Source organism: Parapedomonas caeni (assembly GCF_041060555.1).
In the GTDB taxonomy this organism is placed as follows: domain Bacteria; phylum Pseudomonadota; class Alphaproteobacteria; order Sphingomonadales; family Sphingomonadaceae; genus CAUJIW01.
This window is the reverse complement of the sequence record NZ_JBEUDS010000024.1, coordinates 38,813-54,043: the sequence shown is the minus strand read 5'-3', so window position 1 is coordinate 54,043 and position 15,231 is coordinate 38,813. Positions and strand designations below refer to the sequence as shown.

Sequence of the window (15,231 nt, the reverse complement as noted above, 5' to 3'; positions counted from 1 at the left end):
CTACGCCAAAACGACTTTTGCAATGGGGTCAGGCATGCCTGACCCCATTGCAAACAAGGCGCCGAAAGGCATAACCAAAACCGCCGAGGCTCTAGTCAGGGCTGGATGAAAGTTCCATGGCAGGTCATTGCGCCTCGGTCAGGCGTGACCGCATAACCATCGTCTTGCCAAAACGGGCCATTTCCACTGGTCCGGACGCTAAATAATCGTCCGGCTTTGGCCCTGTGACCCCACTTTTCCTACGCTTGCCCATCGTGCCTAACAGACCGTTCCCCTACCCCAAACCCTATCAACTACTGTGCCCCATTTGTTCTTGAATTGGAGATTTCCGGGGACAGTAGATTTCCGGACAGGGAAATTTCCAGAGACAGTATACTCAGTTGCAGAATTTCCGGGGACAGTATACTCATTTGCACACAGTCGCCCGTTTGCACGCAGAACAACGTAATGAGCAGCGCCGAGCCGTACACATCCTGCTCGTCACCCTCAAGACATATGCAATCACACGGCGAACACCAAGTCAATTAGACACACCATCGCGGTCGCACCCTTTATTTCTTTCCCGTCATGGCGGGGCGTGTCCCACCCTTCCACGCGAACATCGCCCTTGCCGGACAGGGCGGCGCGGGTGGAAGCGCTGCTCGTGGATGCCCGGGTCAAGCCCGGGCATGACGACTAAGAGGCGTAGGCAGGGTCGGCCTGTCTCATGCGGCCGTCCGCCCTTCGACAGGCTCAGGACGAACGGAATTTGACGTCGCGACCTGGCCCGTTGGCGGAAGGCACCGCCCTTACCGTTCGCCCTGAGCCTGTCGAAGGGCGTGGTTGCGCCATCCGGCAAAAATTTCCGGGGACAGTATACTGATTAATGTCTTATCGGGGCCTCGACGGGCAATCCTCGCCCGACCTCGATCAGTCGCGGGAAACGACCGTGACTTTCCGCCTGGCGTGCGCGTCCAGAAGCGTTGCCGTGGCCGCCTGGTGCAGAGCAGGCGGAATGAAGCCGTAGGCATAGTCGCCGCCGTGCCCCGGCACGGGGCGCACATCGAAGCCGGGCCAATCGAATTGGTTGACCTCATCCAGCACAATCCATGATCGCGCATCGTCCAGCCCCAAATGCCGCTTCACCTTCGGCGGCATTTCGAGCGCGATTGTGTCGGCATGGGGCGGGGTGTGCGTGACGGCGGCGACCGTCACGCGCACGGTCTTGCCCTTCGGTTTTGCCACGGCAAGCACAATGAGGCAGGGGCGATCCTTGCGCCCTTCGTCCTGCCCCCGGTTATGCTCATGCCGCCAGAGATAACCATAGGAGATCACAAGGCCCGGCTCGGGCGGTGGGAGCGACACACGATCAATCCATCAGGGCGTCGAGGGCTGCGTGGCGCTTGTCCATCTTGGTTTCCGAAAGGGCGCGCAGCGTGTCGTCGTCCAGCTCCTCGGCGGCGAGCGCGACGGGCATCATCGCCTTGAGGCGCTGATATTCCTCATAATCGCGGGCGGAAACGAAATAGCCCGTGATCCGGTCGTGCACCCGAACGGCGACGGCCTCGCGCTGGACAATCTCACGATAGCGCCCAAAATTCCGGGCAAACTCGGTGGCGGCGACTTCTGCCATGGCGGCCTCCCTTCAGGCATTCTTGCATATTACACAAAACGCGCGTTTTACACAATATGAATCAAATTTCAGGGAATTACTCCAGCGGACAGCATAGCCATTCCCTCACCCCAACGCGCAGCCTCGGGGTACTGCCTGGGCAATCATCGTCAATTACCTATTGACGCGCGGCATTTTCCGTGAGACAGTGCGACCATCCTCGGCGGTCGCGACGCGGGGGTGAACCGGCGGGTGGGCGGTCCCTCAAAGGCCTCCTGATCCGCACCGACCTGGCGCGGGTGTCCCGGGTGAAAGCCGAGGCCTCGCAGAAGATCGGCTGAGGCGCCAAGCGCGGTCCGTTCCGTCGCCCCTTGCTGGACTCGGGACCCCGTCTGCCGGCGCCAACCAACCTCGATGTACCGACAGCCTTCCGTCGCCAACGCCGCGGAACCTGTCATCGAGTCCCGGGCACGGAGGGTGGCAACCCCGCGCCGGTCGGTCGTTCCTGTGTGTTGCTGGCGCGTGCGTGTGTTGTCGGGTCTGCTGGACCCGTGTCGCGTACCCGTCACCCCGCCCGGCAACGCCGGCGCGGGCGCTGCCTGCCGGGCGGCGGAGAGCGCCGAGGGCTCAGGGGCGCAGCAGGGCGCGGGCGGCCTCGGCGCCGTTGAGCAGCCGGTTGACGCGGCGGGCGATCCGCCACTGGCCGTCGGCGCGCACCAGCGTCGAGCGATTGGCGGCGACCCGGTGCGCCTCGAACCCGTCGCCGGTGTGACGGAACACGCAGGAATAGCCAACCGCCGTCGCCGTGTCGCCGGACAGGGTGATGGCGAGCGGGCTCAGCACATGCGCAGCGCCGCCGGCGATGAGCTGCTGGTGATGCGCGCCTTCGAGGATGGCCGCGATGCCGGCCGGCCCCTCGACGATACCGAAGCCATCGATGTCATAGCTGCCATCGGCCGCCCAGGCGGCGGCGGCCGCCGCGCAATCGCCGCTGTCGGCGGCCGGCCCGTAGGCGGCGATCAGGTCGCGGATCGCCTCCCGGTCCTCCAGGTCGCGCACCCGCGCCTCCAGCCGCGCCAGGCGGGCCTCGGACGGGCCGGCGACACCGGCGTCGATGTCGGGTGGCGGATCGGTCGGCATGGAAAGCTCCTCGGTTGTGCCGTCGCCGGCGGGCTGTCCGGCATGGATAGCAATCATTCGATCCCTTGTAGCCGGATAATTCGCCATTCAGCCCCGGTTCAGGGCCAAAGTTGTTACCTTGTGTCACCATCAGGTAACGGAGGTTTCATCATGCGCCCCCTGACCAGGACCATCTCTGCCCTGCTCGTCGCGAGCATTGCCAACACGGCGGCGGCGCCGGCCTTCGCCGATCCGGGCCATGGCCGTGGCTGGGATCGCTCGGACCGCGATCGCCATGACCGCGATCGCCATGATCGGGACCGCCATGACCGGGACCGCCATGACCGCTACGAGCGCGGCCGCACCGTCTATGTCTATCGCGACAATGACCGCTACCGCCGCAACTACTATTACGGCGATCCCTACCGCCACCACCGGCACAAGAAGGACAATGACGGCGAGGTGGCGCTGGGCATCGGCCTGGGCGTGCTCGGGCTGGCGGCGATCCTCGCCACCACCAAGAGCAAGGACCGCGACCGCGAGGTTCGCTACGTTCCCTATGACAATCCCGACGACTGAACCGGCATGATCCGGACCCCAGTGGCCGGCCTCCACGGCCGGTGACCGGGCGGCTTGCCCTCGCCCCGCCTCCCTTCCTATAAGGACGCCACGGCCGGTGCCCGGCCCACGTGGCGAAATGGTAGACGCAAGGGACTTAAAATCCCTCGATCCTCGCGGGTCGTGTCGGTTCGAGTCCGACCGTGGGCACCATCGCCTGCCGTCCGGTATCCGGTGCTGTCCGGAAATCGGATCGTGCCCCGCGACGTGGTTCAACGGGGAGCATTGGTCGCCGTGCCAGCCGGCATTGCCGGGCTGATCAGCGCGCGACGACGGACATTTGGTGTGGGTTCCAGCGCGCCGACCATGTGATCCGCCCTCTTGATGCCCGAGGGCGCCGACGAGGGTCGTGGGGGGCGGGGTCGGAGCCGACGGCGAGGTAACTGGCGCCGGAATCAGCCCCGTTCAGAAGCGAAGACGCTGTTGAACGCCGGCGCGCGGCCAGCACATCACGCCCAACCAGGCGTCAGGGCAGACAGGCAGCGAGTCTGCCGCCATGAGCCGCAAACCTCCGGCCGCTCAAGCCATGGGATAGGGCGTGGTGGTACTGACGGTCTCGTCGACGGCGACGGCACGACCGATGGCGGGGAACGCGCGCTGTGGACAAGTTGCACGCTCACAAACCTTACAGCCGGCGCCAATCGGCGTCGCCGCGGCCGGAACGGCGATGTCCAGTCCGCGCGCGTAGACCAGCCGGTGGGCGTGCCTGATATCGCAACCCAGCCCGATCGCGAAGGTCTTTCCAGGCATGCCGTAACCTGCGCTACCGTGCCCGACAGTGCGCGCGATCCACAGATAGGTCCGGCCATCGGGCATCTGTGCAATCTGCGTCAGGACGCGGCCAGGCTGGGCGAACGCCTCATAAACATTCCACAGCGGACAACTACCGCCAACGCGGGAGAAGTGGAAATCAGTGGCCGACTGCCGCTTGGAAATGTTGCCCGCCCTGTCGACGCGAACGAAGAAAAACGGCACGCCACGCGCATCCGCCCGCTGCAGCGTCGACAGCCGGTGGCAAACGGTCTCGAAGCCGACCCCGAACCGACGGCCGAGCTTCTCGATGTCATAGGCATTCGCCTCGGCCGCCGTAAGAAAATCCCGATAGGGCAACAGCAGCGCTCCGGCGAAATAATTGGCGAGCCCCACGCGTGCCAGCCGCCGCGCATCATCGCCCACCAGAATGCGGCTGTCCGTCAGCTGATCAATGACGTCGCCGAGCTCCAGAAAGGCCAGTTGCGTCGCCATCTGAAAGGCCTGCTGGCCCTGCCTGAGATGGGCCGAGATGTACAACGTCCGCGTCGCCGGATCGTAGCGCCGCTGAGCACCGTCGCTTTCCATCCAGACTACATGGACGCCATGCCTGTCATGGAGCCAGGTCACGAGCCCGCGATGCACCAGGCGCGGGCCAAGCCCTGCCTCGCGATAAAGCCGTTCCGCGGCCTCATCGAGCGGCTCGATGTGGTTATGTCTGGCATAGAAGAAGTCGCGCACCTGTTCGAATGACAGACGCGCCGGACCATCGGCAATCCAGTCGTCACCCAGCTGAGCGGCCATGGCCTCAGCGCGCTCGACAGCGTCGCGATAGCGCCGATGGAGCGCCACCAGCGTCCGGCCGACCGCCGGCATGTTGGCCGCCAGCTCGCGCATCTCGGCCATCGAGATCGCCTCCGGACCATCAGTGAGCGCGTCGCGTAGCTCCGTGATCAGCCTTGTTTCCTCGTTTTCCGAGAACAGTTGCACATCGACGCCAAAGGCGGCGTTGATCTTCAACAGCACCGGTACCGTCAGCGGTCGCTGGTTCTGCTCCAGCTGATTGAGGTAGCTGGGCGAGATGCCCAACGCATGGGCAAGGTCGACCTGCTTGAGGTTGCGCTCCTCACGCAATCGCCGCAGCCGCACACCCATGAAAGCTTTCCGCATGGACATCTCGATATTTGCAAAATTCGCACAATCTCCACAGCCGACCATCATGCCGCAAATTAATGCAAATAATGGCCCTCTCCGCCCCCCACCATAGTGCGGATATTGCGAATTCGTCGAGTCTCGACGACAATGGATAACAGAAAATCTGGGCGGCACCCAATGGCTCAGGCCGCCGGCGGCCGCTCGGGTATCACCGTTCTGACAATCGAGGAGTCCAGGGCCTCATAGTCATGCAGGCCGATGATGTCGTACAGCTCAGCGCGGGTCTGCATGTCATCGATCATGTTGTGCGCCCCGCCGTCCCGGGCAATCGCGGCGTAAAGCCGGGCCTGCGCCTTGTTGGCGATCCGCAAGGACGACACCGGCCATATCACCATCCTGTAGCCCATTGCCTCGAACTCGCTGGCGGTGAAGAACGGCGTCTTGCCAAACTCGGTCATGTTGGCAAGCAATGGCACCCCTGGCAGGGATCGAGCAAAGTGCTCGAACATTTCACGGGTGACAAGCGCTTCAGGAAAGATCGCATCGGCGCCAGCCTCCAGATAGCAACGCGCCCGGGCAACCGCCGCCTCCACTCCCTCGACGCCGGCGGCGTCGGTGCGGGCGACGATCACGATATCGCGGCTGGCCTTTTTTGCGGCGGCGATCTTGGCGGCCATGTCCTGCATGCTGACGAGCGCTTTACCGTTGAGATGCCCGCACTTCTTGGGCAGCACCTGGTCTTCCAGATGCACGGCACCCGCCCCCGCGTCCTCGAAGGTGCGCACCATGTGCATGACGTTCAGCGCCTCGCCATAGCCGGTGTCGCCGTCAACCAGCAGCGGCAAGCCAGAGGCACGCACGATCTGGCGAACGAAAAAGCTCACCTCGTCGACGGTAATGATGCCCAGGTCCGGCAACCCCATGCTGGCTGTCATTGCGGCACCCGAGAGATACAGCCCCTCGAACCCGGCCTGCCGGGCCTGCAACGCCGCATGGCCATTATGAGCACCCGGCAGCCGGAGAATCTGTGGCCGGGCGAGTAGCGCGCGAAAGCGCTGGCCGGCACTGCCCCGGGGCAGTTGATCCGCGATCAGATAGGGCATGGCTTTTCCTTATGCCGGATGGGAGTCGCCGCGCTCGGCAAGCGGCACGAAAGCGAGGCCTTCCGGTCCAACATAGTTGGCGGACGGACGAATGATCCTGTTGTCCTGGCGTTGTTCGATCACATGCGCAGTCCAGCCGGAGGTCCGTGCGATCACAAACAGGGGTGTGAACATCGCGGTCGGCACTCCCATCAGATTATAGGAGACAGCCGAGAACCAATCGAGATTGGGAAACATTTTCTTCGCATTACCCATCACCTGCTCGATTCGCTCGGCAATCGCGAACTGACGCCGCGCGCCAGTCTCCTCGGCAAGCGCCTTTGCGACACGTTTGATGACGACGTTGCGGGGATCGCATATCGTGTAGACCGGATGGCCGAAGCCGATGACAACCTCACGCGCGTCGATCCGACGGCGAATATCGGCCTCGGCCTCGTCGGGCGTCGCGTAGCGCTTCTGAATTTCATGGGCAACCTCATTCGCCCCTCCATGTCGGGGTCCGCGCAAGGCACCGATGGCCCCGCCGATACACGAATACATATCAGAGCCGGTACCGGCGATAACCCGCGCGGCGAAGGTCGAGGCGTTGAATTCATGCTCTGCATAAAGAATAAGCGATGTATGCATCGCCCGAACCCAACTTGGGCGCGGCGTTTTTCCGTGCAGCAGACGCAGGAAATGCCCACCGGTGCTATCGTCGTCTGTCTCCACCTCGATTCTGCGGCCGTGATGCGCGAAATGATACCAGTAGAGCAGGATCGACCCCAGCGATGCCAGCAACCGGTCGGCAATATCTCGGGCATCAGGCGCATTGTGTTCAGATGGCTCCGGCAACACACACCCGAGTGCCGAGACGCCGGACCGCAGGACATCCATGGGATGGGCCGCCGCCGGCAAGGCCTCCAACGCGTCCTTCACTGAATGCGGCAACCCCCTTAGCCCGTGCAGCTTGGCTTTGTAGGCCGACAACTGCGCGGCGGTCGGCAGGTCACCATGGACCAGCAAGTGGGCGATCTCCTCAAACTCCGCCGACTCGGCGAAGTCGAGAATGTCATAACCCCGGTAGTGTAGATCGTTGCCGGCACGGCCGACCGTGCACAACGCCGTGTTGCCAGCAACAATACCTGAAAGCGCCACGGATTTCTTCGGCCTGGCGACCTGCGACATTGTACATCTCCTCCCGTGGATCAGAAAATGCCGGCGGGCGCATCGGCCCCCAACTTCGACGGATCGACAACGACATTGAGCCGCGCGACCGCGCCCGCCGACAAGTCCGGCAATCGTGCCACCTGTTCCAGGAAGCGTTCCTGTTCACTGGGCGTCACGATGCCATCGGTAAGCGAAAGAAATTTCTCGATGTACTGGGGCCGAGCGAAAGGCCGAGCGCCCAGCGGATGCGCATCGGCAATCGCCAGCTCATCCTCAATGATGACACCGGACTGAAGACGGACAACCACCCTGCCGCCAAAGGCCCTATCAGGTGGCGGCGCGTGATAGCGGCGGGTCCATGCGGTGTCCTCGACAGTACGGATCTTCTGCCACAGCGCCACCGTTTCCGGCCGCCGGGCACGCTCCGGTGCGTAGCTGCGTTCGTGATGCCAGCCGCCGTCCTCAAGTGCCACCGCGAAGATGTACATGATCGAATGGTCCAGCGTCTCACGGCTGGCGTTGGGATCCATTTTCTGCGGGTCGTTGGCCCCGGTGCCAATGACGTAATGGGTGTGATGGCTCGTTTGAATGACGATCGATGCCACCTGGGCAAGATCACCGATCCTTGGCCCCATGCGACGGGCAAGGTCGATCAGCGCCTGACTCTGGTACTCGGCGGAATATTCCTTGGTGTAGGTCTCGAGAATCGCCCTTTTGGACTCACCTTTGGCGGGCAGCGGGACCTGATAGCGCGCCGTCGGACCGCCGAGCAACCAGGCGATGAAACCGTCCTCGCCCTCATAGGCCGGCGATGGCGCCCCTTCGCCACGCATGGCGCGGTCGACCGCTTCAATGGCCATCTTGCCGGCAAAGGCTGGCGCATAAGCCTTCCAGGACGATATCTCGCCCTTGCGTGACTGGCGCGTGGTGGTGGTGATGTGAAGCGCCTGCTGAATCGCCTGATAGGCAATTTCGGTGGGCAGGTTCAGCGCGGCCGCGATACCGCCGGCCGCCGACGGCCCCAGATGGGCGATGTGGTCGATCTTGTACTCATGCAGGCAGATGCCCTTCACCAGATTCACATGCAACTCATAGCCGGCGGCAATACCCCGGATCAGCGCCTTTCCATCAAGGCCCTTGGCCTGAGCCACGGCCAGAATTGGCGGAATATTGTCGCCGGGGTGGCTGTAGTCGGCAGCCAGGAAGGTATCATGAAAGTCCAGTTCCCGCACTGCCACACCGTTGGCCCACGCCGCCCATTCCGGGGACACACGCACATCGTCACCCAATCCCAGCAGCAGCGCGCCGAGATTGGTGGATCGACCGTTGACCCGATGTGCGAGCGCCTGGGCCCGTGCCGAACGGATCGGCCGGCGTGCCAGGGACGCGACGGCGACCGCCGCGTTGTCGATAATGCGATTGCCGATCATCTCGGCGACATCCGCGTCGACAGCAACGGGGTCGGTGGCGACCGCAGCCAGCTTCCAGGCCAGCTGATCCTCGCGGGCCAGCAGCTCCGCGGACTTGTAGGTACGGACATCATGCAACTTCATGAGGGTTCATCTTTCGTCAGCAGAGAGAGTTGGGAATATGCAGGGCCATCGCACGCCGGCTTGCATGCGCCGCCGTCAGTGCGGTGAGCCGTCGCGGCAGCAATCATCGTCATGCGCGTCGGCAGATGGAGACCAGGAAGAGAGGCATTCGCAAACATGCCGCTGTTATGGAGATCCGCATCCAGCGAGAACATGGCTGAAACAGCGAATATCCGGCGCGTTGATCCTGCAAATCGGCGAAGTCTGCGAAGCTGCTGCCACCATCGTGGTGCCGCCGTGGTCAGCGACGAATGATCGGACAGGGACGCCCCTGTCCGTCGACCCGCACCATCTCGAACCGGCCCTGCATCGCCGGCGAACGATCGCCACTGGCCAGCGTCTCGCAAATCACCGATACCTCGACGGTCATCGACGAGCACCCGGAACGCGAAACCCAGGCATGACATTCCACCAGCTGGCCGACTACCACCGGATGATGGAAGGTAACCTTGTCTGCCGAGGCCATGACGACGGGCGCCCGGGCATGCCGGCTGGCGGCGATGAACGCGGCCTTGCCCATCAGATTAAGCGCCGCGCCGCCAAACAAGGTGCCATAATGATTGGCCTGCTCGGGGAATACCATGTCGCAAAGACGCGTTTCAGGCACGCTGGCGATGTCCGGGGAGTCTGTCATGGTAAAACCTCCTTTGATTGAACGAATCAACCACGCGGACTGCGGACGCGAAATGACTGAAACGGCGAACAGCGTGCATGGCGCCCCCGTAAAACTGCGAAGACCGCGAAGTCTGCAGTCCCGGCAGCCATGCCACACTCGCGCCGCTACCATCACCGCTCCGCACAGGCGTCCAGCGTCACCCCTGCAACCGCCAATCGCATAAAGAATTCTTTATATTCTTCTTGACGCCGCCCGCGCGTCATGCTTGTAGTGATGCGTCGAGGTTCCCCGACGCCGAACTGGCGAAGGGGCTAAGACGGGAAGCCGGTGACGTCCTCGCAGGACGGATTCCGGCGCTGCCCCCGCAACTGTGAGCGGCGAGCGGCGGTTCCGATTTTCATGTCACTGGCGACCGAGGGCGCCGGGAAGGCTGGAACCGACGTGACGACCCGTGAGCCAGGAGACCTGCCTGCGACGCGATAACGTTCCTCGGACGGGGGTGCCTCCGGTGGACCGCGCGAAAACAACGCTCGTCCCTCCCATCCCTCCGGCGATGCGGATGTGAATTTCGTTCGCGCGCCCACGGCTCGACCTCCCCGCCCGGCAATCAGGTGATAGGTCGATGTCATTTTCCGCACTGCGTTCCACCAGCTGTCCGGTCGCCATCAATGTCGAGGCGTATCGAATGCGGTGGCGCGCCTTGTCCTGACACAATGGCCTGACACGGCGCGCCTCACCTCCCTTCCCTTTGTCATTTCTTGAACGGCACGCCAACGGCAGTGCCGAAGGAGATTTTATGTCTGTTGTCGCCGCTAATCTTGGATTTCCCCGTATCGGCCACCGCCGAGAACTCAAGTCTGCCCTGGAGGCCTACTGGGCTGGCACCCTCGATCAGGCCCAGCTGCTGGATAGCGCCGCCCAGCTACGCGCCGCCAACTGGGACCGCCAGAAAGCCGCCGGCGTACACATCATCCCCAGCAATGATTTTTCGCTCTACGATCAGGTTCTGGACACCAGCGTCATGGTGGGTGCCATCCCCGAAATTTACCGCCCGCTGGGTGAGCCGGACTCACTTGATGTCTACTTTGCGATGGCGCGCGGCACACACACGCAACAGCAGCACTCTGGCTGCTGCCATGGGCGCGATCTCGGCCACGGGGCATCTGGAGACGTGCCGGCACAGGAAATGACCAAGTGGTTCGACACCAATTATCACTACATGGTACCGGAGGTGTCGCCAGGTCAGCGTTTCACGCTGAGCAGCACCAAGCCCGTGGACCATTTCCGCGAAGCCCGCGCCCTGGGGCACCATACCCGGCCAGTGATTCTCGGCCCTGTCACCTGGCTGTTACTCGCCAAATCAGCGCATGACAGCGTCAAGCCGCTGTCACTGCTATCCGAACTCCTGCCGGTCTATATCGAGCTACTGACCCGCCTGCGCGCGGCAGGCGCGGATTGGGTTCAGATCGACGAGCCGGCGCTCGTCCTTGATCTCGACGACGACGCACGCACCGCGTTCCGCCAGGCCTATGCCGACCTGACGTCTGTAGATGGCATCAAGCTGATGCTGACGACCTATTTCGGCACCCTGGGCGACAACCTCGAAACCGCGCTATCACTGCCGGTCGCCGGCCTTCATATCGATCTTGTCCGTGCGCCTGAGCAGCTCGACGCCGTGCTGGCGAACGCACGGCATGATCTTGTACTGTCGCTTGGCGTGATCGATGGCCGCAACGTCTGGAAGGCGGATTTGACGGCGTTGCTCGACCGCTACGAACCCATGGCGAGACGCCGCGGCGATATACAGATCGCTCCTTCCTGCTCGCTGCTGCACACACCGATCGACCTTTCGCTCGAAACAAAGCTCGATGCGAACGTGAAGGACTGGCTGGCGTTCGCTGTGCAGAAACTGGAAGAGTTGTCCGTGCTCAGCCTCGGCCTGTCCGAGGGGCGCTACATCATCGCCGCCGAGCTGGCCGCCAATGCGGATTCTATCGCCGGTCGCCGCATGTCCTCGCTGACCAACAACCGGCTGGTCCGCGATCGCCTGATGCAGACTACCCCCGACTATGCAAAACGTGCTGTCGCCTTTTCAGACCGCATCAAACTTCAGCGGTCGATCCTGGATCTGCCACCACTTCCGACCACCACGATCGGCTCTTTCCCGCAGACCGCGGAGGTACGCAACGCCCGGGCCGCGCACGGAAAGGGCGAGCTGGACGATGCCGGCTACACGGAGTTCCTGAGGGCGGAAACCGAGCGGGCGATCCGCTGGCAGGAGGAAATCGGACTCGACGTGCTGGTGCATGGCGAATTCGAGCGCAACGACATGGTGCAGTATTTTGGCGAACAGCTTTCCGGGTTCGCGTTTACTCGTCAGGGCTGGGTGCAAAGCTATGGCTCGCGCTGCGTCCGGCCGCCAATCATCTACGGCGATGTCAGGCGACCCGGACCGATTACCATCGACTGGTGGCGGTACGCCCAGAGCCTCACCCAACGTCCGGTAAAGGGTATGCTGACAGGACCGGTGACGATCCTGCAATGGTCATTCGTGCGTGACGATCAACCGCGCGCGATGACCTGCCGCCAGATCGCGCTCGCCATGCGCGATGAAGTGACTGACCTGGAAGCCGCTGGCGCCGCGATCATCCAGATCGACGAGGCCGCCCTGCGCGAGGGCCTGCCCTTGCGACGCCGTGACTGGCAAGGCTATCTCGACTGGGCGGTCGCATGTTTCCGCATCACCGCCTCCGGCGTCCGGCCGGAAACCCAGATTCACACCCATATGTGCTATTCCGAGTTCAACGACATCATCGGCGCGATCAGCGCCATGGATGCCGATGTGATTTCCATCGAGACCGCACGCTCAAAGATGGAACTTCTGGATGCCTTTGTGACCTATCAGTACCCCAGCGAAATCGGGCCAGGGATCTACGACATCCATTCGCCGCGCATACCGACGGTGGCTGAAATGGTCGATCTTCTGAAACGGGCCGGCCGGTGCCTCCCTGCGGGGCAACTCTGGGTCAATCCGGATTGCGGCCTCAAGACGCGCCGCTGGGAGGAGGTCCGGCAGGCACTCACCAACATGGTCGCTGCCGCCGCCATCGTCCGCGCCCCCTATCTCGCCTGCGTGAATAAAGCCTAACGCCCGTGACGGCATGACATGCGCCACACCAGCCGCGTTCAACCGGAGCATGCTGGACACGCCGACGCTGCGCGGCATCGATTTCTAGGCAGGCGGCCAGAGGCCGCCCGTCATGGTCGCCTGTCGGATACAGAAGGTCGAGTCGTTGTTTGCGGCATGGCGGCACCGCTGTACTGATCCCGCCACCAATGTGTGCAAAAGGCGGCGACGCCTGGGTTCCGCCGACATTCAGGAAAGACCAGGAAAGGGGAGACCGCCATGAATGCCCTCGCATCCGTCCTTGTCATCGCCGGCATGGCGGCAGCCACCACGACGCCGCTCACCAGCGACGAGCTGGCGGCGCTCTATCGCGCCCGCTTCGAGGCGACCATGAAGGCCGGCGGCATCTTCACCCAGTACGCGCCCATGGAAGCCGTGCCCGGCGCGACAACGCCCCAGCCCCTGCCCCAGCGACCGGCGAACACCACCACCATCCGCGGCGATGCGCTGGCCGCCGCGTCCGCCTATGCCGCCGCCGCCAGTTCATCGGCCTTCCTGGTCTGGCGCCATGGCGCGCTCGAACGGGCCGACTACTTCGGTGCCACAACCGCCGATACCCAGCTGGTCTCCAAGTCGCTCTCCAAGCCACTGACCGCGATCGCGGTCGGCCGGGCACTGGCGCTGGGGCACCTTCGGTCGCTCGATACGCCAGTGGCCGATTATATCACGGAGTGGCGGGGCACCCCCAAGGCCACCATCCTGATCCGCCACCTGCTGGACATGCGCACCGGCCTGCTGGAGCAGATGTTCAGCGCCGATCCTGACCACCCGATCAACCGGGTCTATCTCGACCCCGATCACGGCTGGCACCTGATCCACAACTACCCTCTGCTGCATCCGCCCGGCACCCGCTACGGCTACAGCAACGCCACATCCGAGCTGGTGGCGATCGTGCTCGAACGCGCCACGCGGCAACGCTACGCCGACTTCATCGGCCGGGAAGTCCTGGCCCCGATCGGGGCGGCCGGCGGCGAAATCTGGGTCGATCGTGCCGGTGGCCTCGCGCACTCCGGATGCTGCATGACGCTGCCGGCGGAGAGCTGGCTGCGGCTTGGCATTCTGCTGCTGAACGATGGCATGGTGAACGGCGAACGCCTGCTGCCGGCGGGCTTCGTCGACCAGATGGCGCGCGGCACCCCGGAGAATCCGCACTACGGACTGGGCGTCTGGGTGGCCGGCCCCTATGTGGAGCGGCGCGGCTTCGGCGCGCCAGACAGCCCCGGCCCGAAAGTGCTGCACAGCGAGCCCTATCTCGACCGCGACCTGTTCCTGTTCGACGGCAACAGCAACCAGACTATCTATGTGTCGCGCGCGACCGGCATCGTCGCCCTGCGGCTTGGCCCCACACCACCCAAGACGGTGGACTGGGACAACAGCAAGCTGCCCAACCTGCTGATCGGGGGAATCCGGCGCCAGCCAGGCGAGGTCCTGCCGCAACCGCAGCCCAGACCCTGAAACACTTGCCGGCGGGTCGCGCATCGCCACCCGCCGGAAGCACCGTCGCTAGCGGCTCAGCTCGACCAGTTCGTACCAGGTCTGCATGTAACCGCCGACGCCGCCCTGGATGAAGATGGCGTCCTCATCAGCCGTCACCCACAGGTCGTAAGGAGGATGGCCACCCTTGTCGGTGGCCATGCCGCCATGCTCGTCGGTGAAGCGGAAATGGCGGCAATCGAAGGTGCCCGCCTTCACCGTGACGGTCTCCTCGCCGATATAGGCCAGCTGGATGTTGGCCTCGGCAATCAGTGGCGGCGTCGCGCCCCGATGATCCGGCGACGGCAGGAAAGTGCGCAGCTGGTGGACGTGCGGCCCACGCGACAGATCAAGCTTCTTGGTGATGTAGGCGTCGCCCTGGATCGGGTGGGTGCCAAAGCCGTCGAAGCTGCCCACGATCTTCATCCGCTGCGAGATGCGGCCGATGGACGGGCCATAGCTTTCGCACTCCACATAGCCGTCGCGGATAATGAACAGGCCCGAACCCATGAACTTGTCGCCAATGGTCAGGCGTACGAAGCAGTCCATCGGCATGTCGTTCTCGTCGAGCGAGTAGGTGATGTCCCGCAGCACGGTGGGATGCGGTTCCTCGATCTCGCAGCGGGCGCGCATGGTGCGCTTGCCGTCGCCATGGACGGTGAAGGTGAAATACTCCCGGCCGCGCTCCTCGCCCATGCGTTCGGGCTTGCGTGAGGTGTAGAGAATTTTCCCACTGATGGTGCGATGCTGCATAGGATCAACTTTCAACACGGTATTGACGAGGCGACCGACAGGCCAGCGTGCCCTACAACTAGGGACGGCGCCGCCCCGCCCCCACCTGCTTGATGGCGACTATCCGCACAGCAGGCAGGAGCCGC

The 15,231-nt window shown here is 63.6% G+C and carries 12 protein-coding genes, 1 tRNA gene and 1 riboswitch; of the genes, 4 read left to right on the top strand and 9 right to left on the bottom strand.

The window, feature by feature from the left end:
* Nucleotides 1-909: 909 nt before the first annotated feature.
* From ABU113_RS14175 to ABU113_RS14165, 3 genes are all read right to left on the bottom strand, one after another.
* Nucleotides 910-1,344, bottom strand: coding sequence for a hypothetical protein (locus ABU113_RS14175; RefSeq protein ID WP_454560151.1), 435 nt, complete (start codon nucleotides 1,342-1,344; stop codon nucleotides 910-912).
* 4 nt (nucleotides 1,345-1,348) lie between these two features.
* Nucleotides 1,349-1,612: a hypothetical protein gene (locus ABU113_RS14170; RefSeq protein ID WP_454560150.1), complete on the bottom strand. Its 264-nt coding sequence runs from the start codon at nucleotides 1,610-1,612 to the stop codon at nucleotides 1,349-1,351.
* A gap of 606 nt (nucleotides 1,613-2,218) precedes the next feature.
* Nucleotides 2,219-2,731, bottom strand: coding sequence for a nuclear transport factor 2 family protein (locus ABU113_RS14165; protein ID WP_454560149.1), 513 nt, complete (start codon nucleotides 2,729-2,731; stop codon nucleotides 2,219-2,221).
* 150 nt (nucleotides 2,732-2,881) lie between these two features.
* On the opposite strand from ABU113_RS14165, the gene ABU113_RS14160 reads away from it, so the two are divergent.
* Together ABU113_RS14160 and ABU113_RS14155 are read left to right on the top strand one after the other, a co-directional pair.
* Nucleotides 2,882-3,289: a hypothetical protein gene (locus tag ABU113_RS14160; protein WP_454560148.1), complete on the top strand. Its 408-nt coding sequence runs from the start codon at nucleotides 2,882-2,884 to the stop codon at nucleotides 3,287-3,289.
* A gap of 104 nt (nucleotides 3,290-3,393) precedes the next feature.
* Nucleotides 3,394-3,481: transfer RNA gene (locus ABU113_RS14155), tRNA-Leu, on the top strand.
* Between the two features lie 366 nt (nucleotides 3,482-3,847).
* Here the strand turns inward: ABU113_RS14155 and ABU113_RS14150 are convergent.
* The 5 genes from ABU113_RS14150 to ABU113_RS14130 form a co-directional block, all read right to left on the bottom strand.
* The gene (locus ABU113_RS14150; RefSeq protein WP_454560147.1) at nucleotides 3,848-5,299 is read right to left on the bottom strand and encodes a short-chain fatty acyl-CoA regulator family protein; all 1,452 of its coding nucleotides are present in this window, start codon (nucleotides 5,297-5,299) and stop codon (nucleotides 3,848-3,850) included.
* 116 nt (nucleotides 5,300-5,415) lie between these two features.
* Nucleotides 5,416-6,336: a methylisocitrate lyase gene (gene prpB, locus ABU113_RS14145; protein WP_454560146.1), complete on the bottom strand. Its 921-nt coding sequence runs from the start codon at nucleotides 6,334-6,336 to the stop codon at nucleotides 5,416-5,418.
* 9 nt (nucleotides 6,337-6,345) lie between these two features.
* Nucleotides 6,346-7,503, bottom strand: a complete 1,158-nt coding sequence (prpC, locus tag ABU113_RS14140; RefSeq protein WP_454560145.1) for a bifunctional 2-methylcitrate synthase/citrate synthase — start codon at nucleotides 7,501-7,503, stop codon at nucleotides 6,346-6,348.
* 20 nt (nucleotides 7,504-7,523) lie between these two features.
* Nucleotides 7,524-9,038 carry an MmgE/PrpD family protein gene (locus ABU113_RS14135; RefSeq protein ID WP_454560144.1) on the bottom strand — a complete coding sequence of 505 codons (1,515 nt, stop codon included), beginning with the start codon at nucleotides 9,036-9,038 and terminating at the stop codon, nucleotides 7,524-7,526.
* A 280-nt stretch (nucleotides 9,039-9,318) separates the two neighbouring features.
* Nucleotides 9,319-9,711: an acyl-CoA thioesterase gene (locus ABU113_RS14130; RefSeq protein WP_454560143.1), complete on the bottom strand. Its 393-nt coding sequence runs from the start codon at nucleotides 9,709-9,711 to the stop codon at nucleotides 9,319-9,321.
* A 247-nt stretch (nucleotides 9,712-9,958) separates the two neighbouring features.
* A riboswitch (cobalamin riboswitch) is annotated at nucleotides 9,959-10,180 on the top strand.
* 309 nt (nucleotides 10,181-10,489) lie between these two features.
* Between ABU113_RS14130 and metE the strand changes: the two genes are divergently transcribed.
* Nucleotides 10,490-12,841 carry a 5-methyltetrahydropteroyltriglutamate--homocysteine S-methyltransferase gene (metE, locus tag ABU113_RS14125; RefSeq protein ID WP_454560142.1) on the top strand — a complete coding sequence of 784 codons (2,352 nt, stop codon included), beginning with the start codon at nucleotides 10,490-10,492 and terminating at the stop codon, nucleotides 12,839-12,841.
* 258 nt (nucleotides 12,842-13,099) lie between these two features.
* Nucleotides 13,100-14,335, top strand: coding sequence for a serine hydrolase domain-containing protein (locus ABU113_RS14120; RefSeq protein WP_454560141.1), 1,236 nt, complete (start codon nucleotides 13,100-13,102; stop codon nucleotides 14,333-14,335).
* A 48-nt stretch (nucleotides 14,336-14,383) separates the two neighbouring features.
* Here ABU113_RS14120 and ABU113_RS14115 read toward each other — a convergent pair whose 3' ends face one another.
* Nucleotides 14,384-15,106 carry a hypothetical protein gene (locus ABU113_RS14115; protein ID WP_454560140.1) on the bottom strand — a complete coding sequence of 241 codons (723 nt, stop codon included), beginning with the start codon at nucleotides 15,104-15,106 and terminating at the stop codon, nucleotides 14,384-14,386.
* Nucleotides 15,107-15,231: the final 125 nt, after the last annotated feature.